The following is a 25,526-nucleotide window of genomic DNA, read 5'->3' on the forward strand; positions in this document are numbered from 1 at the left end:
CTGGAAGGCCGGCCCTCTAGAAGAACGTGCGGATGTAGTCGACGACCGTGCCGTCCGCCCGGACCAGCGGGATCAGCTGCCACTTGTCGAAGGACGTGCACGGGTGCGACAGGCCCAGGCCGACCCAGTCGCCCACCTCCAGATCCGCCTCGGCCGTCGTACGCAGCCAGGCGTGCTGGTCGGACAGGGCGGTGACCGAGACGCCGGTGGCGGGGCGTTCGGTGCCGTCCCGGCGGATCACCTGGGCGAAGGGCAGGTCGAGGTCGTAGGCCGCGTCGCGCTTGCCCGCGTTGACGAAGGCCTGGTCGGGGGAGGGGCGGGAGACCACCTGGGTCCACAGCCGGAACGCCGGCTCCAGGGCGCCCTCCTCGGGGACCCGGTTGAAGGGGGTCAGCCTGCGGTAGTGGCCGTCGTCGTGCGAGACGTAGGCGCCCGAGCGCAGCAACTTCAGTACGGGAAGGGAGAGTTCGGGGATGTCGGCGAAGACGTCGGCGACCGCGTCGAACCAGGCGCTGCCGCCCGCGCTGACCACGATCTCGTCCACGCCCGCGAACCGTCCCGCCTTGTCGAAGTCGACGGCCAGGGCCACCAGCCGGCGCAGCCAGGCCCGTACACGCTCCGGGTCGGCCCGCGGGACCTCGCCCTCGTACCCCGCCACGCCCACCAGCCGCAGGGTCGGCACGCCTGCCACCGCGTCCGCGACCGCCGCGCACTCGGCCTCCGTGCGCACCCCGGTGCGGGCGTCCTCGCCCGCGGCCAGTTCCACGACGACGTCCAGCGGGCGAGCGGTGCCGTGCAGGGCCGCGTCCATCAGCTCCACGCCGCGCACGGAGTCGACGTAGCAGACGAGGCGGAAGTCCGGGTCGGCGGACAGTTCCGCCGCGAGCCGGCGCAGGGCCGCCGGGTCGACCAGTTCGTTCGCGAGGAAGACCCGTTGGACGCCGTAGGCCCGGGCCACCCGTACCTGGTGCGGGACGGCGAGAGTGATGCCCCAGGCACCGTGGTCGATCTGCCGCTGGAAGAGCTGGGGCGCCATGGTCGTCTTGCCGTGCGGGGCGAACGCGAGACCGTGGCGGGTCGCGTACGTCTCCATGAGGCGGAGGTTGTGCTCCAGGCGCTCGGCGGAGAGGGCGAGGACGGGGGTGGTGAAGCCGCCGGTGAAGAGGTTGCGGCGCTGGGCGGCCAGCTCGCCCACCGTGAGGCCGTCGGCGTCCGGCGGGAGGCCCTTGAAACGGTGGTCGACGCGTTCGCCGGCGAGGCGGGCGAGGGCTTCGGTACCGGTCTCACGAGCCATGCGAGCCTCCTGAAGTGATGCGTTGCAGTTTGTGCAACGATCATTGCGTATGTCGCTCATCGCTGTCTAACATCTCGGCCGACGGGGGTCAACGGAGCCGCCCCCGCGGACGAGGACCCCCCACGGACGAGGCCTCACGTACGAGGCCCCGCGTACGAGGACTCCCGCACACGGACTGGGAGCTACGACGATCGTGACCGCCACCGGATCCCGCAACGCCCCCGACGTCGTGGACGTCGTCGCGCTCGGCGAGTCCATGGTCACCTTCCTGCCCTCCCGGCCCGGCCGCCTCGCCGACGTGCCGTCCTTCGACCGGGCCATCGGCGGCGCCGAGTCCAACGTGGCCTGTGTGCTGGCGACCGCCGGCCACGCGGTGCGCTGGGTCAGCCGGGTGGGGACGGACGGGTTCGGCGACCATCTCGTCGAGACCATCGGGTCGTACGGCGTCGATGTCGCCTCCGTGCGGCGGGACCCCGACCGCCCGACCGGCGTCTACTTCCGCACCGCCGGGGACCGGGCCACCGACGCCCACGAGGTGGCGTACTACCGGGCCGGGTCGGCGGCCTCCGCGATGGCTGTGGGGAACGTGGACCTGGCGGCCGTGCGCGCGGGGCGTGTGCTGCACCTGTCCGGGATCACGGCCGCGCTGTCGCCGGAGTGCCGGGACCTGCTGTGGGAGCTGACCGAGCCCGGGCCCGGGCGGCCGCTGGTCTCCTTCGACGTCAATCACCGGCCCGGGCTGTGGCGGGACGCCGACGGCGCACAGGCGCTGCTGGAGCTGGCGCGCCGGGCCGACCTCGTGTTCGTCGGGGACGACGAGGCGCGGGCGGTGTGGGGGCTGCGCGGCTCACGTGCCGTCCGGGAGGCGCTGCCCGAGCCGGAGATCGTGGTGGTCAAGCAGGGCGAGGGCGGGGCGATCGCGTTCGGCGAGGACACCGACGGGCTGGAGGACGCCGACGGCACGGCGACGTCCGTCCGGGCGCCGCGGGTCGACGTCGTCGCCGCCGTCGGCGCCGGGGACGCCTTCGCCGCCGGGTTCCTCTCGGCCACCCTGCGCGGCCTGCCCGTACGGCAGCGGCTGCGCCACGGCCACCTCATGGCCGCCGCCGCCCTCACCGTCCCCGGCGACCTCGCCGCACCCCCTTCCCGTGACCACGCCGACCGCCTGGCCGCCCTGGACGACGACGCGTGGGGGAGACTTCGACTCGGCCCCGGCTGGACACGAGCCGCAGCGGCCCCGGAGGAGGTACGCACCCCATGAGCCAGACCGTCGACCGCGCCCTGAGCATCCTGCCGCTGCTCGCCGAGGGCCCCGCCGACCTCGGACAGGTCGCCGACCGCCTCGGCGTCCACAAGTCGACGGCCCTGCGGCTGCTGCGGACCCTGCACGAGCACGGGCTCGTCTACCGCCAGTCCGACCAGCGCTACCGGCTCGGCGCCCGCCTCTTCGCCCTCGCCCAGGAGGCCATGGAGAACCTCGACATCCGCGAGATCGCCCACCCCCACCTCGTACGGCTGAACGAGCGGTGCGGACACACCGTCCACCTCGCCGTGTACGAGGAGGGCGAGGTCCTCTACATCGACAAGGTGGAGAGCCGCTACCCGGTGCGGATGTACTCCCGGATCGGCAAGCCGGTCGCCATCACCGTCGCCGCCGTCGCCAAGCTGCTGCTCGCCGATCTGCCCGAACCCGAGCGGCGGTCGGTCGCGGAGAAGCTCGACTACCCCCTGTACACGGCCCGTTCGACGCCCAACGCCCCCGCCTTCCTGCGGGAGCTGGAGAAGGTGCGCGAACAGGGCTGGGCCACCGACCTCGGCGGCCACGAGGAGTCCATCAACTGCGTCGCCGCACCGATCCGCGGCGCCGACGGCCGGGTGGTCGCCGCGATGTCGGTGTCCGCGCCGAACGTCGTCGTCACCGCCGACGAACTCCTCACCCTGCTCCCGCAGGTGCGCCGCACGGCGGACGACATCAGCGGCGAGTACTCCGGAAGAACGCCCGTCAAGGAAGCGCCGTAAGGCCTCCAGGAAGCCCACGAGAAGCCCACGAGGAATGAACGCCGCATGACCGAGAAGATCGCGCTCACCCCGACGACCCACACCACCCCGCCCGCGAAGTTCTCGCACGGTGTCCGCAAGGGCAACATCCTCCAGGTCGCCGGCCAGGTCGGCTTCCTCCCCGCCGAGGAGGGCAGGCCCCCCACACCCGCCGGCCCCACCCTGCGCGAGCAGACCCTCCAGACCCTCGCCAACGTCAAGGCGATCCTCGAGGAGGGCGGCGCGAGCTGGGACGACGTGATGATGATCCGCGTCTATCTGACGGACGTGGACCACTTCGCCGAGATGAACGAGATCTACAACGCGTACTTCGAGGAGCAGAACCTCACCCAGCCCCCGGCCGCCCGTACGACCGTCTACGTCGGCCTCCCCGCCGGGCTCCTCGTCGAGATCGACGCGCTCGCCGTTCTGGGCTGAAATGTCGAGCCTTCTCGTGTAGGCGTCTCATAACGAAGTTGGGGGCGGGCTGTGTCCGGCACAGGATCGTCGACCATACTGCCCGCTGTGGAGCAGCGCATAGGTTCGAGCAGCCAGCCCCTGGAGGGCGCCGGATTCGACCCGGCATTCATCCCCGGGCTCACCTCGCCCGTGACCGCGGAGCCGGAGGACGCGAAGGCGGAGGACGACGAGGCCACTTCGGCTTCGGAGGACGCCTCCGAGACCGAGCCGGCCGACGTGGCCGAGGAAGAGCCGGACGAGGACGTCCTGGACGGTCCCGTCTTCGAGGCCGCCGACCGCCGGGCGCGGATCGTCGCCGACGCCAGGGGTGTCCGCCTCCGCCTCGACGAGGAGGAGTGCGAGTTCCGCTGGGACGAGATCGGCGCCATCGAGACGGAGTCCCCGCGCTTCGGCAAGCGGTTCACCATCACGGTGCACACCCCTGACCGCCGCTGGTACCCGATCGAGATCGAGGCGACGGCCAGGGGGCGCTTCAAGGAGTGGGACGAGCAGCTGGACGCGGTGCTGGACGCCTACTTCGAGGAAGAAGTCGAGGACGCCGGTGACGCCAAGGACGTCGATGGCACTGAGAAGGCCGACTAGGTCCTTCGAGTAGGTCGGGTGAAGTCCGCTGCGGTTCGGCAGCGCCCCTGAAGGGGCGCGGGGCCGTGTCGACATGCGGCTCCGCCGCGTGCGCACGACCAGCCACGACGGTGCCGCAGACGACCGACGGCACATCGCGGCCCTTCCAGCGGAGCGCCTAGCTGCAGTACTGGGCCTGCTTGCCGATGGACCGGTACATGCAGTCCGCGTTCTCCAGCAGCTGGAGCACCGCGTCCTTGTTCCGGGCGGTCTCCCGCTCGATGACCTCGTCGGGCGGGTAGAACCCACCCCCGGAAGCCGAGCCCGGGTACATCTCGAAGGTGTACGCGAAGATCTTGTGCGTACCCCAGAGATAGTCGTCGATCGACCCGTCAGTGATGTACAGGTCGCTCGCCTGCTCGGGCGTGTACCCGTTGCTCGCCGCCATCGAACGGCCGACGGTCGCGAAGGCGTTGCGGTCGTCCGCCGTCATCCCGGTGGTGGTGTCGGCGGTGGTGTACCCGAAGGGCCACAGCACCAGTTCGCTGTACGTGTGGAAGTCGATGCCGGCCTTGATCTGCTGCTTGCCGCCGACGACCCGGCTGCGCACGAAGTCCGAGACGACCTTCACCTCGGGCGCCGACTCGGCGGCCGTACCCCGGTAGGTCTCGGAGGACGTCGAGCCCGAGGAGCCGCCGCAGCAGCCCCACCGGTAGGCCCAGTTGCGGTTGAGGTCCGTACCGACGTACGAGGAACCGGAGTTGGGCTGGCGGTTCTTGCGCCAGGAGCGGTAGGAGCCGGTGGCGACGTCGTACTCGCCGCCGTCCGGGTTGAGGTCCGGGACGATCCAGATCTCGCGGTTGTTCACCATGCTGGTGACGCGGGAGTCGGTGCCGTAGCCGGCGCCCAGCTCACGGATCAGGTACAGCGCCATCTCCACGGTCAGATGCTCGCGGGCGTGCTGGTGGTGGGTGAACAGCACCTCCGGCTCGGCCTCGTCCGTGCCGACGTTGTCGCTGATCTTGATGGCGACGATGTCCCGGCCCTGGTACGACTTGCCGATCACCCGCTTGCTGATGATGCTCGGGTAGGCCGCGATGCGCTGGTCGATCTCCGCGGTCATCTCGGCGTAGTTGTGGTACCGGGAGTCGGCGGACGGGAAGTCGTACAGCCGCACTTCGCCCTCGGCGGTGCGGTCCGGCGCTGCGCCCACCGGCGCGACCTCGTAGCCCTGCGAGGTCAGTTTCCTGATCTGGTCCGCGCGGCCGGAGACGACGACGGTCTCCTCGTCGGCCTCGTCGACGCTCACACCGGACGCGGCGATCGCGGTGCGCATCTGGGGTGTGCTGTGGTGGATGTGGATCTCGTACTGACGGATGTCGTCGGCGGCGGCCGCCGCCTTGGGGGCGCTGCCCGCCGCCGCGTCGGTGGCCGTCGCCGAGACCGGTGCCGCGAGAGCGAGGGCCATGAGGGCGGCGAGGGCGGCGGTTCGTCTGCCGCTGCGGGCGCCTGAGCCGCGTGTGCGGAGTCGCATGAGAGATCTCCTCGGTTCTCCAGATGTCCGGGGTCGCCGGACGTGTGGGGAGTGGAGCGGGGGGTGGTGCTTTCGTGCGACGTGCTGTCCGCTTGCTGGTTCTGGACTTGCCGTGTCTGTGCGCCTTGCTTGGGACTTCGCGCTTGCCGTGTCTGTGCGCTTGCTGTGCCTGGCGTGCGGGGTGCCGCTCATGGTCGACTCATGACATGGTCAGGTCAAGAGAGGCCCGGGAGCCGGTGGCTGGAATCGTGCGGAACGTGGCCGGGTGGCCGCGGAGTTGTCCGTGGCCGCGGGCGGCCGGGCAGTGTACGCACGACCGCCGCTCCCGATGCGGTACTCGGCAAAGCTCACCCGCGGGTGTGAGGCGTGCGTGCATATATGTACGGCCCGGGGGAGGCTGAGGGTCCGCACAAAAGAGGCGCCGCACCCTCCGGTTGCCTCCGACCACACCCCCAGAGGACTGGCTGATCATGGGCGGATCAGCGCCACGACGGGACTGCCACCTGCCGGTGGAGACGACCAGCTTCGTCGACCGGCGGAGTGAACTGGCCGAAGGGCGCGAGCTGTTGGCCAGGGCCCGGCTGGTCACCCTGACCGGCCCCGGCGGCGTCGGCAAGACGCGCCTGGCCGGGCGGATCGCGGCCCGGGTCGCCCGCGCCTTCCCCGACGGCGTGCGCTTCGTGCACCTGTCCGGGCTGCGCGACCCGGCCCTCGTCCCGTTCACCGTCGCCGCCGCGCTCGGCCTGCACGACTACTCCGACCGGCCGGCGCTGGACACCCTGGCGGAACGCCTCCGGGACCGGCGACTGCTCCTCGTCGTCGACAACTGCGAGCACCTGCTGCGGGCCTGCGCCGACCTCGCCGCCGCCCTGCTGCACGGCACCACCGGCGTCCGTCTCCTCACCACCAGCCGCCACCGGCTCGGCCTCACCGAGGAACACCTCCTGGACGTACGGCCCCTGCCCGTGCCCGACCCGGACGGCGACCTCTCCGCCGCCGACGGCTACCCGGCCCTCGCCCTCTTCGCCGACCGCGCCGCCGCCGTCGCCCCCGGCTTCCGCCTCACCGCCGCGAACCGTGCCTCCGTCGCCCGCCTGTGCCGACGCCTCGACGGCCTCCCGCTCGCCATCGAACTGGCCGCCGTCCGGATGCGCGTCCTGGACGTCGACCAGCTCCTCCAGCGCCTCGACGACCGCTACCACCTCCTCACCTCCGGCAGCCCCACGGTCCCGCTCCGCCACCAGACCCTGCGGGCGGCCGTCGACTGGAGCCACGAGCTGTGCGACGAGGTGGAGCAGGTGGTGTGGGCCCGGCTGTCGGTCCTGCCGGGCAGCTTCGACCTGGAGACGGCGGAGGCGGTGTGCGGTGATGCCGGGGAGCGGGCCACAGCGTGTTCCGCTCCCGCCGCTCCTGTCCTTCTCGCCTCCGGGGATTCCGCTCCCGCCGCTTCTGTCCTTCCCGTCTCCGGGGATTCCGCTCCCGCCGCTCCTGTCCTTCTCGCCTCCGGGGACTCCGCCCCCAGACCCCCGGTCGACGCCCACCCACCGCGCGACTCGGCAACTCGAAGCGCGCACGACCCGGGCGAGGCCCACTACTTAGCCGACCGAGTCGGGCAAAGGGACGGTCACCTTTCATCCGACCGAGCCGCGAGTCGTGAGGCCTACGTCCCAGCCGACCGAGTCGGGCATGGGGAGGGCCACCTTTCACCCGACCGAGCCGCGAGTCGTGAGGCCCACCTCCCAGCCGACCGAGTCGGGCGGTGGGTGGACGAAGGGCCGGGGGTCCAGGGGGCGGAGCTACCTGGCGGGGTCGAAGGGGCGGAGCCCCTGGAGAGGGGACGGGTAGGGGCGGCGGGGGCGCAACACACCCCGCCCCTCCACCCGCACGACGTCCTGGAAGCCGTGGCCGGCCTGGTCGACAAGTCCGTCCTCAGCCGCGAGACCGGCCCCGCCGGCACCGTCCGGTACCGCCTGCTCGACACCCTCCGGGACTACGGCCTGGAGCGACTCAAAGCACGCCCCGGCGAGGAACGAGCCACCCGCATCCGCCTCCGCGACTGGATGCAGCAACGGGCCGCCACCTGCGAGCGGGAGTGGTTCGGCCCCGGCCAGCCCCAGATCGTCACCCGCCTGAGAGCCGACCAGGACAACCTCCGCGCCGCCCTCGACTTCAGCCTCACCGCCCCCGGCGAGGCCCCCGCCGCCCTCCGCCTGGCCGGCACCCTGTGGTTCCACTGGCACGCCTGCGGCGCCCCCCGCGAGGGCCGCTACTGGCTCGACCGAGCCCTCGAAGCCAACCCCGCACCCACCCGCGAACGCGCCCGCGCCCTGTGGGCCGCAGCCCTCCTCGCCGGCTGCCCCGAGGACCTCACCCGCGGCCGTCACCGCGCCGAACAGGCCCGCGACCTGGCCCACCGCCTCGGCGACGCGGCCGAGGCGGCCCACGCCGAGTACGTCGTCGGCGTCATCCGCCTCTTCAGCGACGACCTCACCGGCGCCCTGGACCACTTCCGCGCCGGCGTCGACCGCGGCCGCGTCCCCGGCCAGCACCTCAGCCTCGTCGGCCTCGACCGCGTCGAACTCGCCTGCGCGTTGTGCTTCCTGGGCCGCGCCGACGAGGCGATCGCGGTATGCGAGGAGACCCGCCGGCTGTGCGCCGAGCACGGCGAGCGGTGGGTGCTGTCGTACGTCGAACGGATGCTGGCCCTCGCGCACACCGTGAAGGGCGACTGGCGGCAGGCGGAGCGGCACGGCCGGGAGGCGCTGCGCCTGAAACTCGCGGTGCACGACGTCCTCGGCATGGGCCTCACCCTCGATCTGCTGGCCCGGATCGCCGCCGAGCGCGGCGCCCACGACCGCGCGGCCCTCCTCCTCGGCGGCGCCGACCGCGCCTGGGCCGACGTCGACCGCAGCCGCTGGGGCTCGGCGGCCCTCAACTCCACCCGCCGCGGCAGCGAGGAACGAGCCCGTCGCACGCTGGGCCGCACCGCCTTCCGCCAGGCCTACGACCGGGGCGCCGCCCTCGCCCTCACGGACCTCGTCGCCCACGCCCTGCGCGACAAGGTCTCGGCACGGCGCCCCGTATCCCCCTCGGGCGAGCCGGACCCGTCCCCGGCGTCCGCGACGCACAGCCCGGCCGACGCACCGCCGACCGCCGGCCGCACGCACCCACCGCACGGACCGGCCGAGAGCTCCCCGCCCCCACCCCACGGCACGGCCGCAAGCCTTCCGTCCTCGCCGCCCGGGTCGGCCGCGAGCCCTCCGCCCTCGCCGCCCGGACCGGCCGGCTGCCCTTCCCCGCGCAGCTCGTTCATGGCCGCACCACTGGACGCCGTCCGCCTCACCCGCCGCGAGGCCCAGGTCGCCGAGCTCGTCGCCGAGGGCCTCGCCAACCAGCAGATCGCCGACCGCCTGGTGATCTCCCGCCGCACGGCCGAGGGCCACGTCGAACGGATCCTCAGCAAGCTCGGCTTCAGCAACCGCAGCCAGATCGCCGCCTGGGTGACAGCCCAACGGTGACACCACGCAGGACCCGCCCATGCACGCCCGCTGACGCGGGACCCGTTCACACAGGAACCCGCCGACGCACCACCCACCCACCTCCTGCCTCGCAAACACACGCACAACCACCGACAGGCAGTCAGCCGCAAGCACGTCACCCACACGCACACCACCCACACCACACGCACACCACAGATGGGGCACCAATGACCGCTCAACCCGCCCACTCCCCAGGGGCGTTCGACCATCGCATGGCCGCCCCCGCCACGGACGACGCCTTCCTGGCCGCCGCCCTGCCCTTCCTCGCCGAAGGGCTCGCGGCCCCCGACGAGCCCCCGCCCGTGGCCATCGCCGCCCCCGCCAAACTCGACCTCCTGCGCGACGCCCTCGGGGCCGACGCCAAGGAGGTCGGCCTCGTCCCGCACACCGACTGGTACACCGGCTCCGCGGCCAACGCCATCGCCCGGGCCGCCGGTCACCTGGCCGCGCACGCCGGCCCCGGCGGCCGTATCCACCTCCTCATGGAGCCGGTGTGGAACGGCCGGGCCGGACGCTCGCCGCGCGAGAGCGCCGAGTGGATCCGCTACGAGGCCCTCGCCAACCTCCTCTTCGCCCCCACGGCCACCACCGCCCTGTGCGTCTACGACACCCGCACCGCCGGCTCCGCCCTCGTCGCCGCCGCCCGCCGCGCCCACCCCGACACCGGGGTGTACGAGGACCCGGTGCGGCTCGCGGCCGAGCTGGACGCCGTACCGCTGCCCCCGCCCCCGGCGGACGCGCGGCGGCTCACCGGGGAGCCCGCGCCGGGCACCGTGCGCGCATGGGCGGCCGGGCGCGGACTGGGCGCCGCCGACGCCGAGCTGTTCGCGGCGGCCGTCACCGAGGCGGCCGCCCTGGGCCGGGTCACCGGCGCCCTGCTGTGGGGTGAGGCCCCCGGCTGCGTCTGCGAACTGACCCTGGCCCACCGCGTGGACGACCCCCTCGCCGGCTTCGTCCCGCCGGCCGGCCCCGACCTGGAGCCCGGCCAGGGCCTGTGGTTCGCCCGCCAGGTCTGCGCGTACGTCGACCTCCGCGACGCCGGAGGTGGGGGTATGTCCGTACGTCTCCAGTACGAATGACCCGTGGACCCGGCAGGTATCCCGGGTACCTACAGGTACGGAATCGGGTAGTCCTCCCCGTGTACGGAACCTACGGGGCGGTCACCCTGAAGTCATGCTGGAACTCTCCGGGGGGCGCCTTTCGGACCCCGACCCTCCGTACGGCGCCTGTCTGCAACCGCCCCTGGGGGCGGGGAATCTGAGCATCGGGTACGACCCCCGGCCGTCCGCGGTCGGCGAGGCCCGCGCCGAAGTGCGCCGGCAGCTGGAGGGGTGGGGGCTGGCCGACCGCGGCGACCTGGCGGACACCGCCGTCCTGCTCGTCAGCGAGCTGGCCACCAACGCCCTGCTGCACTCCGCGAGCCACTTCCGGCTCACGCTGTCCGCCGCGCACGGCGTCCTGCGCTGCGAGGTGACCGACACCGGCCGCCGCACCCCGCAGGTCCTTCAGGCGGGCTGTGCGGAGAGCGGCCGGGGGATATTCCTGGTGGAGGCGCTCGCCCGGCGCTGGGGCTGCCACCAGGACGGGCCGGGCAAGACCGTGTGGTTCGAACTCGACACGTGCGGGTGCGACGGCTGTGGCCCGCTACAGCCCTAGGAAATCCGGGAGTTGAGGAGCCCCGCGTTCTCACGTCCGGAACCACGGCCCGGGCCCCGGCGGCACGCCCAGCCGCCGGGGCCCGCTCTTCCCCCGATCAGGGTGTTTCACCAGCACGTGAGCACATCGGGTGGAGAACACGCACACCCTCTTGCCGTACCGGCTCCTTTGGGCTTTCTTGACCCTCATGGCGGACACCACGGGAAACCCCACGGACACCGAGGCATCATCCGGCAGTAAGGACTCCACGAACTCCTCCCCCCGCAAGTCCAGTTGGCGTTACATCGGCCCTGGCATCGTCGTCGCCGCGACCGGCGTCGGCGCCGGCGACCTGGTCGCCACCCTCATCGCCGGCAGCAACTTCGGCTACACGCTGCTGTGGGCGGCGGTCCTCGGCTGCCTGGTGAAGATCTCCCTGGCGGAGGCGGCCGGCCGCTGGCACCTGTCCACCGGCCGCACCCTGTTCGACGGCTGGGCGAGCCTGGGCCGCTGGACCACGTACTTCTTCGTGGTCTACGCCGTGATCTGGGGCTTCGTCTACGGCGCGGCGGCGATGTCGTCCAGCGCCCTGCCCCTCCAGGCGCTGTTCCCCGACGTGATGGACCTCAAGTGGTGGGCCGTCGCCTGCGGGGTGGTGGGCCTCGTCTTCGTCTGGTTCAACAAGTACGAGGTCTTCGAGAAGGTCATGACGGTCCTGGTGGGCGTCATGTTCGCGGTGACGGTGTACCTGGCCGTCCGGGTCACGCCGAACCTCCCGGACGCCGTCGCCGGCCTCCTGCCCGTCCTCCCCGACGAGAAGGACTCGATCCTCAACACCCTCGGCCTGATCGGCGGCGTCGGCGGCACCATCACCCTCGCGGCCTACGGGTACTGGGTGAACGCCAAGGGCTGGACCAACACCGGCTGGATGAAGGTGATGCGCCTGGACAACCGCGTCGCCTACGCCACCACCGGCATCTTCGTCATCGCGATGCTGTTCGTCGGCGCGGAGCTGCTGCACTCGGCGAACGTGGCCATCGCCAGCGGCGACAAGGGTCTCATCCAGCTCGGCGACATCCTGGAGGCCGAGTACGGCAGCGCCACCGCCAAGTTCTTCCTCATCGGCTTCTTCGCCACCTCCTACACCTCCCTGATCGGCGTCTGGCACGGCGTGAGCCTGATGTTCGCGGACTTCGTCGCCCGCTACCGCAGCCGAGCGGAAGCCACCGGCGAGGAGGTCGCCTCCGGCGAGCGCGAGCGCTCCTGGCCCTTCCGCGCCTACCTGCTGTGGCTGACCTTCCCGCCGATCGTCCTGCTCTTCCAGGGCCAGCCCTTCCGCCTGATCATCCTCTACGGCGTCCTGGGCGCGGCCTTCCTGCCGTTCCTCGCGGTGACCCTGATCTGGCTCCTCAACTCCGAGCGCACGCCGAGGGAGTGGCGCAACGGGTGGGTGAGCAACACGATGCTCGCGGCGGCGGGGTTGTTGTTCCTGGTGCTGTGCGTGAAGCAGGTGTGGGACCAGCCGTGGTCCGAGTTCTTCTGAGTGAAGCTTGAGTTGCGCAAGAAATTGACTTTCGCAAGTACCTCTCCTAGGCTGCTGTTCCCCTAGGAGAGGTACCTCGCGCCGTGGCCGTGACCGTGCTCGACGACAAGACCGCGCTCGTGCTGATCGACCTCCAGGCCGGCACGCTCGCCGCGCCCACCCGGCCCCACCCGGCCGCCGACGTGGTGGCCCGCGCCGCCGAACTGGCCGACGCCTTCCGTGCCGCCGGCGCCCCCGTGGTGCTGGTGCGCATGGCCACCTCGCCCGACGGCGCCGACGCGACGCCCGGCCGCAGCGAGGCCGCCCGCCTGGCCGGCGGCCGCTCCCGCCCGTACGACCTGGGCCCCGTCGCCGAGCCGCTCACCGGCCACGACGGGGACGTCCTGGTCACCAAGCGGACCTGGGGCGCCTTCCACGGCACCGACCTCGACCTGCAGCTGCGCCGCCGGGGCGTCACACAGATCGTGCTCGGGGGCATCGCGACCAGCCTCGGCGTCGAGTCGACCGCCCGTGCCGCCCACGAGCACGGCTACCACGTCACGTTCGCGGTCGACGCGATGACCGACATCAACGAGGAGGCGCACCGCCACAGCGTGTCGTACCTCTTCCCGCTGATCGGCGAGCCCGGCACGACGAAGGAGATCCTCGACCTGCTGGCCGGCCGCTGAGGGCCAGTCGGTCACCGGGCGCCGTCCGTCAGCCCACTTCCAGCCACGTCGGACTGAGGGCGATCTCGCGCAACTGGGCGATGGTGAGGGCGGGTTCCGGTCGGCTCGCCGCCGACTGCAGGTCGGCTGAGTTGTAGGCGCTGATCACCACGCGCTTGCCGTCCTTGCGCATCGTGTCGACGGTCCACGTGACGACCCCTTCGCGGCCCTTCTCGTCCGGCTGCTGCTGCGTCGCGACGAGTGTGCCGTCGGGGAGGGCCTCGGCGTCGGCGTAGAGCTGGTGGGCGACGTCCAGCATGTTCGGCTGCACGTTGACCTCGACGAAAGTCCTGCCCTTGCCGTCGTCCACGACGAGATACGCGTACTCCGTCTCCTGGTGGCCGCGCGAGACGACCTTCAGACCGGCGGGCAGCGAGGTGGCGAGCACCCGCTCGACCACCTTGCCGGAGGCGGCCCGGGGCCGGGGAGCGGCGGAGGCCTGGCTCGTCGTGGGCGTCGGCCGGCGGCTCTGCTCGGGCAGGGCGTCGATGATCGTGCGCCACTGCGTCGCGGCGGCCAGAGTCTTCAACTGGGCGGTGCTGAGCGGCGGTTCGGGACGGCTGACCGGCTGCCCCTTCTCGGCGGGGGCGTTCCACTCGCTCACGCTGACACGCTGCCCCTCCGGCGTGACCAGCTCCGCGCCCCACGCCTTGGTCTCCTCGCGGCGGTCCGGGTACTCGTAGCCCTGGAAGACGGTGACGACGGACCCGTCGGCCAGTTTCTCGGTCTCACAGCTGTCGAACGCGGACCGGGCGCCGGCCTCCGCCTTCGGGCACGGCATCACGGCACTGGCCGGATCGAAGCCGTTGTCGCCCGTCTCAGCGCTCAGCTCGATCCGCTCCAGACCCACCGAGACGGCGGCGGCACCCTTGCCGTCGTCGAACACGAGCTGCGCGGACGGCGGCAGGTCGCTGTGCGTGCCCCGCCCCTCCTGACTGTAGGTCTTCCCCTCGGGGAGCAGCTTCTCGAGCGTCCGGATCACGTCGTCCGCGGAGAAGAACCCCGGCTTGGCGGTCCCGTTCGTGGCGACGGAGGCGGTCTCCCGGACGCTCCCGTCCGACGGCAGCAGCACAGCCGCGCCCACCCCCACGAGGACGAGGCTCGCCGTGCTCCCCGCGACGGCGAGCCGCCGCAGCCGCAGCCGGCGCCCGTGCGCCTGACCGGCGGCGGCGAGTGCGGAGCGGTTGGTGTCGAAGGTGCCGCCGGCCTGGTGCAGGGCGGCGGAGAGGCGGTCCTCGAAGGGGTCGTGCTGGTCAACGGGCATGGCACACCACCGTGTTCGGTTCGAAGCGAAAGAAGTCGACGGGATGAGGAAGCCGGGTGGCTTCAGGGGCGGGCGTACTCGCCGATGTCCTCGCCCAGCAGCTCCCGCAGCCGCCCGAGAGCCCGTGAACACCGGGTCCGTACGGCGGCGGAGCTGGCGTTCAGCGCGCCGGCGGTCTCCTCGATGGACCGGTCCTCCCAGTAGCGCAGGACGACCACGGCCCGGTCCTTGGCGGGCAGCCGCGCGAGGGCCTGGAGCAACGTGAGCCGCAGCGGTACGTCCGCCCCGGCGGCGTCGGCCCGCTCCGGGAGGACGTCCACGGCACGCTCACCGCTGCTGCGCCGCCGCTGGTGGGCGAGGAACGTGCGGGTGAGGACGGTCTGCGCGTACCCGGCGGGGTTGTCGGCGCGGGAGACACGCCCCCAACGGACGTACAGCCGGCCGAGGGTCTCCTGAACCAGATCCTCGGCGAGGTGCGTGTCTCCCGCGGTGAGCAGGCACGCGGACCGGTACAGCTGCCCGGTCCGCGCCGCAGCGAACTCCGCGTACTCGTCCGCGCGGGCCTGCCTCATGTGCTCCCCCAGTTCGTCTGTCCGTCCGCACTGCGCTGTCCTCACCCCATTGATGGGGCGGGGTGGGGGAAATGTTTCAACGAGGACGGAAAGAATGTGCACAGACTCCGTTTCACCGCGACACACGAGGACCGCCGGATGACCCACCAGCCACCACCACCCCCGGGCTTCGGCCCACCTCCGCCGCAGTACGGCCCCCCGCCACCGCAGTACGCCGCCGCCCCGCCACCGCAGTACGCCCCCCAGGCACCCCCGTACGCCCCACCGCCGCCCCCGTACCCCGCCGCCCCGGCACCCCAACCCGCGCCCCCCGGGCCGGAGTTCATGGCGGTGGACAAGCACAACTCGGTTGTTGTCGACGCCTCGGGCGTCGCCTTCGAGGTGCACGACGTGTCGGCGGACTTCGACTGGCCCGAGATCCGCAGCATCCACTACAAGGCGAGCCCCAACGGCAAGGCCTTGATGGTGGCGGTGGTCCATCTGGACGGGCAGGTCTACGAGGCCGCGGTGGACGCGAAGCCCAGGGCGCGCTTGAACGAGTGGTTCGCCCAACTGGCCTGGGTGCTGGGGCACTACCGGCCGATGGGATAGGGCGAGGTGACCGCCCGGATAGAGTGCCACACCGGCTTTGGATCACCGACGGAGACTTCGTGAGCACACCACCGCCCCCCTACCAGCCTCCCGCCGGCCACCCGGCATACGTGCCCACGCCGCACCCACAGGCCGGCCCGGCACCCATGGGCGCACCGATGGGTCCCGCACCCGCCCTGGCTTGCGAAATATGCGGTGCCGCCCCCGCCGCGCCGGTGACCGTCCGAGGCCATCAGGGCATGATCGTGATCATGCGCTTCCTGAAGCGGCAGGGCGCGTTCTGCCGAAGCTGTGGGCTGGCCGTCTTCCGTGAGATGCAGGCGAACACCCTGGTACAGGGCTGGTGGGGCCCGCTGTCGGTGCTCGTCACTATCTTCACCCTGCTGGTGAACCTGGACGCCCGGTCCACCCTGCTCCGTCTCCCCGAGCCCACCGGGGGCTGGCGGCCACCCCTCGACCCGGGCAAGCCGGTGACGAAGCGACCGGCAGGCATGATCGCCCTCGCGCCTCTCGCGCTGCTCGCTGCGGCCGTCATGTCCATCCCCGTGTTTCTGATCATCGGCTGGATGGCCGGAGACAGCAGCCCGAAGCCCCTCACCGTCAACTCCTGCGCCCGCAACGACGGCTCCTGGAGCGACCAGGACCTGAAGACCGTGCCCTGCGGCTCGGCGGACGCGCAATTCCAGGTCACGGACCCCGGGACGGGGGAGTGCGAGGAGGGCGACTACGTCGCCGACCTGAAGTACAGCAAGGACGGCGAGACCTCCTTGTGCCTGCACCCTCTGGACCGCTGAGGCCGACCGGAGAAGGTCGCCGTCCTCAGAGGAGGTGGTCGGCCTTCCCCGCCTTGATGTCGAGGATCATCGCGCGGAGCGCTTCACGGGAGTCGGCGAGGTAGGTGTCCTCGGCGCCGGCTATGGCGATGTAGGCGTTGCCTTGTGGGTCGGTGCCGATGCGAAAGCAGGCCGATCCCTCGGCGCAGAACGGGTCTTCCCGCGTGATGTCGGGATGGTCGTCTCCTCAGAGCTGGCTGGCGATGTGCTGGATGAACCCGTACGACTCCTGGGGCGACAGCGCACGTTCCTCCATCCGGGACAGCCCTTGGGCGGATGTGTGTTCGCGGCACTGGTTCCTGGGCGACCAGGAGCTTCGCGGCAGCCGGGGGAGACGGAGATCCGTTGTCGCAGCCATGAGAATGGCGATATGAGGACCGAAGAGGACACCCCGCTCAGCGAACGCGTTCTGCTCGTCGAGAGCCGTGCCGACGAGACTGCTCTCACGACCATCGGTCAAGGGCTGCCCCGGCGCTCTGCGAACGAGGTGCCCCTTTTCCTCTCCTACAACTACGCGGACGTGCCCGTGGGGAGAAGCTTCGACTGCTGCTACCGACGCTCCGACAAAGGGGATGTCGCCTGGGCGAGGACGACTGTCGTGGCGGTCACTCAGCAGTTCGGAGTCGAGTGGGACACGATCCCTCACGGCTGGAAGACGCTGACCGTGTTGAGGTTCGAGCCCGAGATCCCCGCGCTGATCCGTGACCTTCCGGAAGCCGCTGCATGGTTCGACCAGCGCGTCTCCCTCTATGTCTCGGACAAGGACACGTGGGAAGCGCGAGGCACGAGCCGGTAGCCCGATGTGATCTGACATCAGGATGTCCCACCCCGCTGAAGCGCGCTGAACCGGGGCGGCTCCCGGCTCGCGTCGAGAACGACGACGTGCAGCCGCCCCCCTGGCTGCCTCCACGGTCGGCGCCAGCTTGGAGGGGCGCTTTTGGCTCGCCCTTCGTTGTGCCTGCCCCCGACCGTTGAGGCCGATCAAAGAAGGCCGGGCTGTCTGGCTCGGCGCGGTGTCTCGTAGATCCCCGCGGCCAAGGGGAGCGGCCACGGCAGTGCGACGTCCTGTCTCATCGGGGAGCCAACTCGGGTGCAATTCTATGGTGTAGGGTCTGAGAAGGGGTTCTCAGTGTCATTCCAAGTGAACGTGTAATCGCCGGTCAACGCGTTGAATGCAGCGGCCACATCATTTGCAGCCAATCCGAACTCCTCGCGGAGCCACAAGTTCATGGCAAGTGCTGCAGCTTCGGCTCTGTAGTCGCTCAGCGGCATTCTGAGGTCGAGCACTTGAATTGTGACGCCTTCAGGGAACGCGGTGTTGATTTCTTGGGCGTTGATGGCAATCCCGAAGGAGAGCCACGCAACATCCTTCCAGTGAAGCCCGCCACGCGGCAAAGCCATGCGAACTTTTCCGTACACCTGGATATCCGGAGCGGTAGCATCCGTGGACCGTAGTGCCTCTGCGGTGAGATCGACGAACGCTTCGGCTTGTTCGGGTGTCATGGAGACGATGTCTGCTTTCTTCATGCCAGCGAGATCGTCACCGGAAACCCTGAAGGTGACTATCTCTACTTCGCCTCCGCGGCTCCTGATTCGGTCTGCATACCGGACCGCCTCATCCATGGAGCCCCATGAGTAGACACCCTCTCCGTACTGGCCACGAATATCCTCGGTAGTGACGGAAGTAGTTGTAGTGCAGCCCGGTCTCGGGGTCGCAATACTGGCCCGGGGAAGCGGAGAGGCGTGTGCATCAGCACCTTACCGACCGCAACGCGCGCCCCCGGACGGCGGGTTCGCGCGCTGCGGTCGGTGTGGGTTCCCCGTTACGGCGAGCCCTTCACGGTCACGGCAGCGCGTGCACGTGCGGCCCCACCGCCCCCGACCAAGCGTTCCCCGCCGTCGCGTCCCAGTTCGTCGACCAGGTCATGGCGCCCCGCAGATCGGGATATGTCCGCGGCGGCTTGAACGAACCGCAGCCCGTGCCCTTCGTCAGGCAGTCCAGGGCGTTGTTGACGACGGTCGGCGAGACGTACCCGCTGCCCGCCGCGCGTGTCGAGGCGGGCAGGCCGAGGCCGACCTGGGAGGGGGACAGGCCGCCCTCCAGTTGGATGCAGGCCAGGGCGGTGAGGAAGTCCACCGAGCCCTGGCTGTAGACCTTGCCGTCACAGCCCAGCATCGAACCGCTGTTGTAGTACTGCATGTTGACGACGGTCAGGATGTCCTTCACGTTCAGCGCGGTCCGGAAGTAGGAGTTCGACGTCGACTGCATGTCGATCGTCTGCGGCGCCATCGTGAGGACCATCGACGGGCCCGCCTTCGCCGACAGCGCCCGCAGCGCCTGCGTCATGTACGTCGCGTCGAGGCCGTTCTCGAGGTCGATGTCGACGCCGTCGAAGCCGTACGTCTGCATCAGCGCGTACACGGAGTTCGCGAAGTTGGTCGCGGACGCGGCGTCGTTCACCGTGACCGTGCCGCGCTCGCCGCCGACGGAGACGATGACCTTCTTGCCGGCCGCCTGCTTGGCCTTGATGTCCGCCTTGAACTGGTCGACCGTGTAGCCGCCCAGGCCGGCGGAGTCCAGGTTGAACGTCACCGCGCCCGGCGTCGTCGTCGCGTCCGCGAAGGCGACGGCGATGATGTCGTACTGGGCGGAGACGTCCGAGACGCGCTGCACCGTCGCGCCGTTGTCGAAGTTCTGCCAGTAGCCCGTCACGGCGTGCCTGGGGAGGGAGCCCCCGCCGCCTCCGCCGGTCGCGAGCGTCCTCCCCGTCACCGCCGCCGACTTCACCGACTCACCCGCCGCGTTCGTCGCCGTGACCTGGAAGGAGTACGACGTCGAGGCGGCGAGGCCGGTCACGGTCGCCGAGGTGCCGGTCACGGCGGTCACCTTCGTACCGTCGCGGTGGACGCTGTAGCCGGTCGCGTTCGACACGGGGTTCCATGTCAGGGACACCGAGGAGGAGGTCGTACCGGAGACGGTGAGGCCGCTCGGCGCGGACGGGACCGTCGGGGCCGGGTCGCCGCCTCCGCCGCCGTCCGGGCCGTACACCGAGACGTCGTCGGCGTAGTACGCGGCCTGGCCGTACCAGCCGTGCGTGTACACCGTCACCGACGTCGTCGAGGAGCCCGTCGTGAAGCTCGTCGACAGTTGCTTCCAGGAGGACGAGTCGGGCGTCCATGTCGACACGTCCGTCGTGCCTGTGCCGGTCACGCCCAGGTAGGTGTAGCCGCCCTGGACCCACGCGCTCAGCGTGTACGTCGAGTCGGGCTTCACGGCCACCGTCTGGCTGCACCTGGCGTTGTCCTGGCCGGCCGGGGTCGCCTTCAGCGCGGCGGCGCCGCCGTGCACGGGGGAGGAGACCGTCGTACCGCTCGACGCCGAGCAGGTCCAGTTGGTCAGGCCGGACTCGAAGTCGGCGTTCTTCGCGTTGTCGATGTCCGCGGCGGACGCCTGAGCCGCGCCCGCCATGGCCAGGGTGAGGGCGGCGGTCGCCGCTCCCGACCAGAGTCGTATCCATCGTTTGTGTGGGGACATGACAACAAGTTGGTCCAGACCAATTGTGTTGTCAAGGTGTCCGTCTGTGGAGGCTCCGTGTGTGTAACCTGCCCCGCTTTGGCCCGACTTGAGCGAAGAGGAGTTGCTGCACAGCCACGGAAAGTGGTTCTCCGGCCACAGGGGCGTGGATACAGTGCTGAGGTAGTCACGCAATGAAGTCACCTCGGTGCACCGGAGTAACGCCGGTGGGCCGGACCGCGGGAATCGGGGAGCTGCGCGTGCCAACTGCCATTGCCGTGACCGGTGCCGATCTGGCGCTGCCGCCGCAGGACGAGCGGACCCTGCCCGCCGCCGTCCTCGACGGCCTGGACCGCCGGCCCCTCGACCAGGCCGTCGCCGCCGTCCAGACACTGATCGAGCAGCACGGGCATGTGATCGTCGTGTACTCGCGGGCCGTCCCCACGGCCGTCGAGCACCGGCTGCACACCATCCGCTCGCTCCTGGAGAGCGACCGCGTCGCGTTGTTCCGCCCCGATCTGCCCCCGCTCGGACTCGCCGTCCTGGCCCGCCAGTTGCGCCAGCTCGCCTCCTGCGACCTCAGCCCCGGCGTCCTCGCCTCGGCCGGCCGTCTCCTCACCCACTACATCCACACGGGCGCGCTCCTCGCCTCCGTCGCCCGCCTCGACCGGGTCCCCGTCGGCCTGAAGTCGCACGCCAGGTCATGGGTGCCGGGCAGTCAATTCGGCGTACTCGCCCATCCACAGCCCCAGTTGGTGAAGGCGGCCCCCGACACCACCTTGCCGGGCCCCGAGTTCGGCACCTGGATGCTGGTCGCCCGGGGACAGCTCCAGTCCGACTGGGTCACCGGCACCCTCGCCCCCGCCTGGAAGGCCCAGGGCCTGCGCGAGACGGAGCTGCCCGCCGAGTCCGCCGACTGGTGGGGCACCGGCAAGCTGATCGAGTTCTGCGCCTACCTGCCCGACCTGCCGGTCCTCTACCAACTGGTCACCTCCGTACGCCGGACCGTCTGCCACTGGTGCGGCATCGACGTCATCGGCGACCGCTGTGTGTTCTGCTCCGCCACCCCGCCGCCCGCACACGAGACCACCCGCCCCGCGCTCACCGCGGGTGGCCGCCACAGCCGCGCACTGACCAGCGGCGGCTGAACCAGGTCCACCGCCCCGCCCGCTTCCGTCCGCTCGACCCGACCCCCATACGAGGTTGCACGGTTCATGAACTCCCGTCAGCGCCGCGGCGTGATCCTCCTGCTCCTGTCCGTGTTGTGTGCCCTCGGCGCCTTCGCCGGCGTCCTCTCCGTCATCGACGACGTCGAGTCCAAGGTCGGCCCCGAGGTCGCCGCGTACCGGCTGAAGGCCGACATCGCGCCCTACACCCCGCTCACCACGGCCCAGTTCGAGAAGATCGAGATGCCCGAGCGCTGGCTCTCCGAGAACGCGGTGACCGATCTCGCCGGTATCCGCGGCAAGATCGCCGTGACGACCCTGAAGAAGGGGTCCCTGCTGCAGAGCGACATGATCGTCGACCAGCCCGCCCTCCAGCCCGGCCAGCAGGAGGTCGCCATCATGGTCGACGCGGCGACCGGTGTCGCCGGCAAGATCACCCCGGGCTCCTCGGTCAACGTCTACGCCACCTTCGAGGGCGTGAAGGAAGGCGACCCCGACCAGTCGAAGATCATCGTCACCAACGCCCGCGTCCTCGACATCGGCGAGCTGACCGCCCTCAGGCCCGACGCCGACGACCGCGGCCGGGAGCCCACCGACGCGGTCCCCATCACCTTCGCGCTGTCCACCCTCGACGCCCAGCGCATCACCTACGCCGAGTCGTTCGCCAAGCGCGTCCGGCTCGCGCTGGTGGCGCCGGGCACCCCCACCACGGTTCCCGAGCAGGACCGTACGTACGAACTCGCCACGGACAAGTGAGAGGCCGCCCGCCATGCCCACGAGGATCCTCCCGGCCGTCGGCGACGCGGACGCGGTCCGCTCCCTCACCACCCTGCTCAGCCAGCTCCCCGACGCCGAACCGGTCACCCCGGTCGCCGACTCCACCCAGCTGGTCGACACCCTCGCCCGCCTCGCCGCCGAGTCGGTCGACGAGCTGCCCGAGGTCGTGATCGTCCACGAACGCATCGGCCCCGTACCGGCGCTGGAGCTGGTCCGCGAGGTCGCGCTGCGCTTCCCGGCGGTCGGCGTCATCCTCGTCACCACCGACGCGAGCCCCGGCCTCTTCGCCGCCGCCATGGACTCCGGCGCCCGCGGCCTGGTCGCCCTGCCCCTCAACTACGAGGAGCTGGCCAGCCGCGTCCAGGCGGTCGCCCAGTGGTCGGTCGGCGTACGACGCCATCTCGGCCACGGTGGCGACGTGTTCACCGGCGTCGGCGGCGCCGTCGTCACCGTCAGCGGCGCCAAGGGAGGCGTCGGCGCGACCCTCACGGCCGTCCAGCTCGCCCTCGCCGCCCAGGCGTCCGGCCGCCCCACCGCCCTGGTCGACATGGACCTCCAGGCCGGCGACATCGCCTCCTACCTGGACGTCCAGTTCCGCCGCTCGGTCGTCGACCTCGCCGCCATCGCCGACATCTCGCCCCGGATCCTCGCCGAGGCCGTCTTCCGTCACGACACCGGAGTGGCCCTCCTCCTCGCCCCCGGTGAGGGCGAACGCGGCGAGGAGGTCACCGACCGAGCCGCCCGCCAGATCGTCAGCGCCCTGCGCTCCCGCTACGAGGTCGTCGTCATCGACTGCGGCGCCCAGCTCGGCGGCGCCGGCGCGGCGGCGGTGGAGATGGCGGACACCGCCCTGCTGGTGACCACCCCCGACGTGGTCGCCGTCCGCGGCGCCAAACGCACCGTCCGTATGTGGGACCGCCTCCAGATCCGCAAGGCCGAGGAGACCACGGTCGTCGTCAACCGCAACAGCCGCGCCACCGAGATCCAGCCCGCGCTCATCCAGAAGATCACCGGCACGGCCATCGCCACGACCACGATTCCCGCCAACTTCAAGGAACTCCAGGCCGCGGTCGACGCCGGCCGCGTCCACGCCCTCGACGGCAAGGGCACCGTCCGCCAGGCGATGTTCGCGCTCGCGGGCGAGCTGGGCCTGGTGAAGGCACCGGAGGGCGCGGAGCGCCGGGGCGGACGGGCGCGGGGCGGGGACCGCGGGCCGGTCGGGTTCCGGCGGAGGAGGGACTGAGGGTGCCTTTACGAGCCGCGAGGAGAGCGACGTTCCGGGCCGTACGGCGAGCGGCGTTCCGGGCCGTGCGGGGAGGCCGGGACCGGGGCCAGGTCACGATCGAGTTCCTCGGCATGACCCCGCTGATCATCGTGACCCTGGTGGTGGTGTGGCAGTTCGTGCTGGTGGGGTACACCTTCACGCTCGCGGGGAATGCTGCCGACGAGGCGGTGCGGGCGGGGACGGCGGCGCATCCGGGGGAGCGGCAGGCTGTGTGCGAACAGGCGGGCAAGGAGAAGCTGTCGGACGCGTGGCAGTCGGGTGCCCAGGTGAGCTGCTCGTCGTCGGCGGGCTTCGTGACGGCGGATGTCACGCTCCAGGTCCCCGTCCTCTTCCCGGGCGCGATCGCCTTCCCCTTCGAGGTGCACGGCCACGCGGGCGCGGTCGAGGAAGAGGACGACTGAGATGTCGTACGGACGCGGCAGACGTGACCGGGGCCAGGTCGCCCTGGAGTACCTGGGCTTCCTCCCGATCCTGATTCTCATCGCCCTGGCCGCCGTACAGCTGGGCCTGGTCGCCTACGCGGTCCAGCAGGCGGGCACGGCCGCCCGGGCCGGGGCCCGCAGCGCGTCGCTCGACGAGGGCGCCGAGGGTGCCTGCCAGAACGCGGTCAGCAGCTGGCTGGCCGACGGCACGAGTTGTGCGAGCGCGAGCCTGGGCGACGAGGTCCAGGTCACCTCCAGCGTCACGATCCCGTCCGTCATCCCCGGGATCGGGGACTTCGGCCAGGCCCACAGGACGGCCACGATGCCGGTCGACCACTGAAGGCCGTGAAGGAAGGCACCGGACATGAGCCTGCGAGCACGCATCACCTCCCCCGAGGAGAACGGCAGCCGGGGCGAGGACGGCCATCTGGTCGCCTCCTACCGCGCCAAGCTGCTGGAGGAGATCGACCTCGCGGAGATGAGTTCGCTGGCGGCGGCCGAGCGCCGGGCCCGTCTGGAGCGGGTGCTGGGGCACATCATCAGCCGCGAGGGCCCGGTGCTGTCGACGGTGGAGCGCTCGCAGCTGATCCGGAGGGTGGTCGACGAGGCCCTCGGCCTCGGCATCCTGGAACCGCTGCTCGAGGACGCGTCCATCACGGAGATCATGGTGAACGGCCCGGACGCGATCTTCGTAGAACGGGCGGGCCGGGTGGAGCAGCTCCCGATCCGCTTCGCGTCCGACGACCAGCTGATGCAGACGATCGAACGCATCGTCTCGACGGTCAACCGCCGCGTGGACGAGACCAACCCGATGGTCGACGCGCGGCTGCCGTCGGGCGAACGCGTCAACGTCATCATCCCGCCCCTGTCCCTGACCGGCCCCATCCTCACCATCCGCCGCTTCCCCCGCTCCTTCACCCTCCACGAGCTGATCGGCTTCGGTTCGCTGGACGAGCACATGGTGTACCTGCTGGCGGGCCTGGTGCAGGCGAAGTTCAACGTGATCGTCTCGGGCGCGACGGGCACCGGGAAGACGACCCTCCTGAACGCCCTGTCGGGGCTGATCCCGGAGGGCGAACGCATCATCACCATCGAGGACTCGGCCGAACTCCAGCTCCAGCAGTCGCATGTGATCCGCCTGGAGTCCCGCCCTCCGAACGTGGAGGGCAAGGGCCGCATCACCATCCGCGACCTGGTCCGCAACTCGCTGCGGATGCGCCCGGACCGGATCGTCGTCGGTGAGGTCCGGGGCGGGGAGTCGCTCGACATGCTCCAGGCGATGTCGACGGGCCACGACGGCTCCCTGGCCACGGTCCACGCGAACAGCGCCGAGGACGCTTTGATGCGCCTGCAGACCCTGGCGTCGATGTCGGACGTGGAGATCCCCTTCGTCGCCCTTCACGACCAGATCAACAGCGCGGTGGACGTCATCATCCAGCTCACCCGCTTCGCGGACGGGGTGCGGCGGGTGACGGAGATCGCGTTGCTCGACAGCCACGGCGGAGAGCCGTACCGCCTGGCGACCATCGCCCGCTTCAACGCCCAGCCGATGGCGGCGGACGGCCGTATATACGGCGCCTTCGAGTACTTCCCGCTCCCGCGCCGCACCGCCGACCGCCTCTACATGGCGAGCCAGCCCATCCCGCAGGCCTTCGGAGTGGCCCGCACGCGGGACGAACTGGCCACCCGAGAAGCCCGTTAGCCCCTCTGTCTGCAGCCAGGACAGCCAGGGCAGCCAGGACAGTCAGAACAAGCGGAACAGCCAGGACAGC

At 71.1% G+C, this 25,526-nt stretch carries 25 protein-coding genes; 18 read left to right on the top strand and 7 right to left on the bottom strand.

The genetic code is table 11. From position 1 onward, the window contains the following. Nucleotides 1-16: 16 nt before the first annotated feature. Nucleotides 17-1,294: an amino acid deaminase gene (locus tag IE263_RS08470; protein ID WP_189933914.1), complete on the bottom strand. Its 1,278-nt coding sequence runs from the start codon at nucleotides 1,292-1,294 to the stop codon at nucleotides 17-19. A 193-nt stretch (nucleotides 1,295-1,487) separates the two neighbouring features. Here IE263_RS08470 and IE263_RS08475 point away from each other — a divergent pair, with 193 nt between their 5' ends. From IE263_RS08475 to IE263_RS08490, 4 genes are all read left to right on the top strand, one after another. Then, a complete protein-coding gene (locus IE263_RS08475; protein WP_189933916.1) occupies nucleotides 1,488-2,555 on the top strand; it encodes a sugar kinase in 1,068 nt (355 codons plus the stop codon). Beyond that, the gene (locus IE263_RS08480; RefSeq protein ID WP_189933918.1) at nucleotides 2,552-3,313 is read left to right on the top strand and encodes an IclR family transcriptional regulator; all 762 of its coding nucleotides are present in this window, start codon (nucleotides 2,552-2,554) and stop codon (nucleotides 3,311-3,313) included. Before IE263_RS08475 ends, IE263_RS08480 begins: the two co-directional genes overlap by 4 nt. A 45-nt stretch (nucleotides 3,314-3,358) precedes the next feature. Continuing rightward, complete coding sequence (locus IE263_RS08485) at nucleotides 3,359-3,769, top strand: RidA family protein (RefSeq protein ID WP_189933920.1); 411 nt, start codon at nucleotides 3,359-3,361, stop codon at nucleotides 3,767-3,769. An 87-nt stretch (nucleotides 3,770-3,856) separates the two neighbouring features. Further along, entirely contained in the window at nucleotides 3,857-4,393 is a 537-nt protein-coding gene (locus tag IE263_RS08490; protein WP_189933922.1) for a hypothetical protein, read from the top strand. A gap of 157 nt (nucleotides 4,394-4,550) precedes the next feature. Here the strand turns inward: IE263_RS08490 and IE263_RS08495 are convergent, their stop codons facing one another. After that, nucleotides 4,551-5,906, bottom strand: a complete 1,356-nt coding sequence (locus tag IE263_RS08495; protein WP_189933924.1) for a M14 family metallopeptidase — start codon at nucleotides 5,904-5,906, stop codon at nucleotides 4,551-4,553. A gap of 470 nt (nucleotides 5,907-6,376) precedes the next feature. Here IE263_RS08495 and IE263_RS48320 point away from each other — a divergent pair, with 470 nt between their 5' ends. From IE263_RS48320 to IE263_RS08525, 5 genes are all read left to right on the top strand, one after another. Then, entirely contained in the window at nucleotides 6,377-9,424 is a 3,048-nt protein-coding gene (locus tag IE263_RS48320) for a LuxR C-terminal-related transcriptional regulator (protein ID WP_229910854.1), read from the top strand. 188 nt (nucleotides 9,425-9,612) lie between these two features. Beyond that, on the top strand, nucleotides 9,613-10,524 hold the full coding sequence (locus IE263_RS49465) for an anti-sigma factor RsbA family regulatory protein (protein WP_189933926.1): 912 nt from the start codon (nucleotides 9,613-9,615) through the stop codon (nucleotides 10,522-10,524). Between the two features lie 94 nt (nucleotides 10,525-10,618). Next, nucleotides 10,619-11,101: an ATP-binding protein gene (locus IE263_RS08515; RefSeq protein WP_189933927.1), complete on the top strand. Its 483-nt coding sequence runs from the start codon at nucleotides 10,619-10,621 to the stop codon at nucleotides 11,099-11,101. Between the two features lie 187 nt (nucleotides 11,102-11,288). Then, nucleotides 11,289-12,623 carry an Nramp family divalent metal transporter gene (locus IE263_RS08520; protein WP_189933930.1) on the top strand — a complete coding sequence of 445 codons (1,335 nt, stop codon included), beginning with the start codon at nucleotides 11,289-11,291 and terminating at the stop codon, nucleotides 12,621-12,623. Nucleotides 12,624-12,706: 83 nt separating this feature from the next. Continuing rightward, nucleotides 12,707-13,291: an isochorismatase family protein gene (locus tag IE263_RS08525; RefSeq protein ID WP_189933932.1), complete on the top strand. Its 585-nt coding sequence runs from the start codon at nucleotides 12,707-12,709 to the stop codon at nucleotides 13,289-13,291. Between the two features lie 28 nt (nucleotides 13,292-13,319). Here IE263_RS08525 and IE263_RS08530 read toward each other — a convergent pair whose 3' ends face one another. Both IE263_RS08530 and IE263_RS08535 read right to left on the bottom strand, forming a co-directional pair. Continuing rightward, nucleotides 13,320-14,594, bottom strand: coding sequence for a hypothetical protein (locus tag IE263_RS08530; protein WP_189933934.1), 1,275 nt, complete (start codon nucleotides 14,592-14,594; stop codon nucleotides 13,320-13,322). 62 nt (nucleotides 14,595-14,656) lie between these two features. Further along, complete coding sequence (locus IE263_RS08535) at nucleotides 14,657-15,166, bottom strand: SigE family RNA polymerase sigma factor (RefSeq protein ID WP_189933935.1); 510 nt, start codon at nucleotides 15,164-15,166, stop codon at nucleotides 14,657-14,659. 138 nt (nucleotides 15,167-15,304) lie between these two features. Between IE263_RS08535 and IE263_RS08540 the strand changes: the two genes are divergently transcribed. Next, a complete protein-coding gene (locus IE263_RS08540; RefSeq protein WP_189933936.1) occupies nucleotides 15,305-15,757 on the top strand; it encodes a hypothetical protein in 453 nt (150 codons plus the stop codon). A gap of 251 nt (nucleotides 15,758-16,008) precedes the next feature. Continuing rightward, nucleotides 16,009-16,551, top strand: coding sequence for an LppU/SCO3897 family protein (locus tag IE263_RS08545; protein ID WP_229910855.1), 543 nt, complete (start codon nucleotides 16,009-16,011; stop codon nucleotides 16,549-16,551). Nucleotides 16,552-16,576: 25 nt separating this feature from the next. Here IE263_RS08545 and IE263_RS48330 read toward each other — a convergent pair whose 3' ends face one another. Continuing rightward, entirely contained in the window at nucleotides 16,577-16,759 is a 183-nt protein-coding gene (locus IE263_RS48330) for a hypothetical protein (RefSeq protein WP_229910872.1), read from the bottom strand. A gap of 201 nt (nucleotides 16,760-16,960) precedes the next feature. Between IE263_RS48330 and IE263_RS08550 the strand changes: the two genes are divergently transcribed. Beyond that, nucleotides 16,961-17,386, top strand: a complete 426-nt coding sequence (locus tag IE263_RS08550; RefSeq protein WP_189933938.1) for a hypothetical protein — start codon at nucleotides 16,961-16,963, stop codon at nucleotides 17,384-17,386. Nucleotides 17,387-17,688: 302 nt separating this feature from the next. Here IE263_RS08550 and IE263_RS08555 read toward each other — a convergent pair whose 3' ends face one another. Together IE263_RS08555 and IE263_RS08560 are read right to left on the bottom strand one after the other, a co-directional pair. Continuing rightward, nucleotides 17,689-18,213 carry a hypothetical protein gene (locus IE263_RS08555; RefSeq protein WP_189933940.1) on the bottom strand — a complete coding sequence of 175 codons (525 nt, stop codon included), beginning with the start codon at nucleotides 18,211-18,213 and terminating at the stop codon, nucleotides 17,689-17,691. Nucleotides 18,214-18,433: 220 nt separating this feature from the next. After that, nucleotides 18,434-20,125: a chitinase gene (locus IE263_RS08560; protein ID WP_189933942.1), complete on the bottom strand. Its 1,692-nt coding sequence runs from the start codon at nucleotides 20,123-20,125 to the stop codon at nucleotides 18,434-18,436. 239 nt (nucleotides 20,126-20,364) lie between these two features. Here IE263_RS08560 and IE263_RS08565 point away from each other — a divergent pair, with 239 nt between their 5' ends. From IE263_RS08565 to IE263_RS08590, 6 genes are all read left to right on the top strand, one after another. Next, nucleotides 20,365-21,252: a hypothetical protein gene (locus tag IE263_RS08565; protein ID WP_229910856.1), complete on the top strand. Its 888-nt coding sequence runs from the start codon at nucleotides 20,365-20,367 to the stop codon at nucleotides 21,250-21,252. A 66-nt stretch (nucleotides 21,253-21,318) separates the two neighbouring features. Next, nucleotides 21,319-22,026 (top strand): Flp pilus assembly protein CpaB, encoded by a 708-nt coding sequence (gene cpaB / locus IE263_RS08570; RefSeq protein WP_189933944.1) that lies wholly within the window; start codon nucleotides 21,319-21,321, stop codon nucleotides 22,024-22,026. Between the two features lie 13 nt (nucleotides 22,027-22,039). Further along, nucleotides 22,040-23,290 (top strand): CpaE/TadZ family protein, encoded by a 1,251-nt coding sequence (locus IE263_RS08575; RefSeq protein ID WP_189933946.1) that lies wholly within the window; start codon nucleotides 22,040-22,042, stop codon nucleotides 23,288-23,290. Between the two features lie 113 nt (nucleotides 23,291-23,403). Then, nucleotides 23,404-23,733 (top strand): pilus assembly protein, encoded by a 330-nt coding sequence (locus tag IE263_RS08580; protein WP_229910873.1) that lies wholly within the window; start codon nucleotides 23,404-23,406, stop codon nucleotides 23,731-23,733. Between the two features lies 1 nt (nucleotide 23,734). Beyond that, a complete protein-coding gene (locus IE263_RS08585; RefSeq protein ID WP_189933949.1) occupies nucleotides 23,735-24,094 on the top strand; it encodes a TadE/TadG family type IV pilus assembly protein in 360 nt (119 codons plus the stop codon). A 24-nt stretch (nucleotides 24,095-24,118) separates the two neighbouring features. Further along, entirely contained in the window at nucleotides 24,119-25,456 is a 1,338-nt protein-coding gene (locus tag IE263_RS08590; RefSeq protein WP_189933951.1) for a TadA family conjugal transfer-associated ATPase, read from the top strand. Nucleotides 25,457-25,526: the final 70 nt, after the last annotated feature.

It is taken from the genome of Streptomyces aurantiogriseus, assembly GCF_014649375.1.
Lineage (GTDB): Bacteria > Actinomycetota > Actinomycetes > Streptomycetales > Streptomycetaceae > Streptomyces > Streptomyces aurantiogriseus.

Bases quoted from the DNA above. Each gene is read 5' to 3' on its own strand.
- IE263_RS08470 (WP_189933914.1), bottom strand. From the start codon at position 1,294: ATGGCTCGTGAGACCGGTACCGAAGCCCTCGCCCGCCTCGCCGGCGAA.
- IE263_RS08480 (WP_189933918.1), top strand. From the start codon at position 2,552: ATGAGCCAGACCGTCGACCGCGCCCTGAGCATCCTGCCGCTGCTCGCC.
- IE263_RS08485 (WP_189933920.1), top strand. From the start codon at position 3,359: ATGACCGAGAAGATCGCGCTCACCCCGACGACCCACACCACCCCGCCC.
- IE263_RS08495 (WP_189933924.1), bottom strand. From the start codon at position 5,906: ATGCGACTCCGCACACGCGGCTCAGGCGCCCGCAGCGGCAGACGAACC.
- IE263_RS48320 (WP_229910854.1), top strand. From the start codon at position 6,377: ATGGGCGGATCAGCGCCACGACGGGACTGCCACCTGCCGGTGGAGACG.
- IE263_RS49465 (WP_189933926.1), top strand. From the start codon at position 9,613: ATGACCGCTCAACCCGCCCACTCCCCAGGGGCGTTCGACCATCGCATG.
- IE263_RS08515 (WP_189933927.1), top strand. From the start codon at position 10,619: ATGCTGGAACTCTCCGGGGGGCGCCTTTCGGACCCCGACCCTCCGTAC.
- IE263_RS08520 (WP_189933930.1), top strand. From the start codon at position 11,289: ATGGCGGACACCACGGGAAACCCCACGGACACCGAGGCATCATCCGGC.
- IE263_RS08530 (WP_189933934.1), bottom strand. From the start codon at position 14,594: ATGCCCGTTGACCAGCACGACCCCTTCGAGGACCGCCTCTCCGCCGCC.
- IE263_RS08535 (WP_189933935.1), bottom strand. From the start codon at position 15,166: ATGAGGCAGGCCCGCGCGGACGAGTACGCGGAGTTCGCTGCGGCGCGG.
- IE263_RS08540 (WP_189933936.1), top strand. From the start codon at position 15,305: ATGACCCACCAGCCACCACCACCCCCGGGCTTCGGCCCACCTCCGCCG.
- IE263_RS08545 (WP_229910855.1), top strand. From the start codon at position 16,009: ATGCGCTTCCTGAAGCGGCAGGGCGCGTTCTGCCGAAGCTGTGGGCTG.
- IE263_RS08550 (WP_189933938.1), top strand. From the start codon at position 16,961: ATGAGGACCGAAGAGGACACCCCGCTCAGCGAACGCGTTCTGCTCGTC.
- IE263_RS08555 (WP_189933940.1), bottom strand. From the start codon at position 18,213: ATGGATGAGGCGGTCCGGTATGCAGACCGAATCAGGAGCCGCGGAGGC.
- IE263_RS08560 (WP_189933942.1), bottom strand. From the start codon at position 20,125: ATGTCCCCACACAAACGATGGATACGACTCTGGTCGGGAGCGGCGACC.
- cpaB (WP_189933944.1), top strand. From the start codon at position 21,319: ATGAACTCCCGTCAGCGCCGCGGCGTGATCCTCCTGCTCCTGTCCGTG.
- IE263_RS08575 (WP_189933946.1), top strand. From the start codon at position 22,040: ATGCCCACGAGGATCCTCCCGGCCGTCGGCGACGCGGACGCGGTCCGC.
- IE263_RS08580 (WP_229910873.1), top strand. From the start codon at position 23,404: ATGACCCCGCTGATCATCGTGACCCTGGTGGTGGTGTGGCAGTTCGTG.
- IE263_RS08585 (WP_189933949.1), top strand. From the start codon at position 23,735: ATGTCGTACGGACGCGGCAGACGTGACCGGGGCCAGGTCGCCCTGGAG.
- IE263_RS08590 (WP_189933951.1), top strand. From the start codon at position 24,119: ATGAGCCTGCGAGCACGCATCACCTCCCCCGAGGAGAACGGCAGCCGG.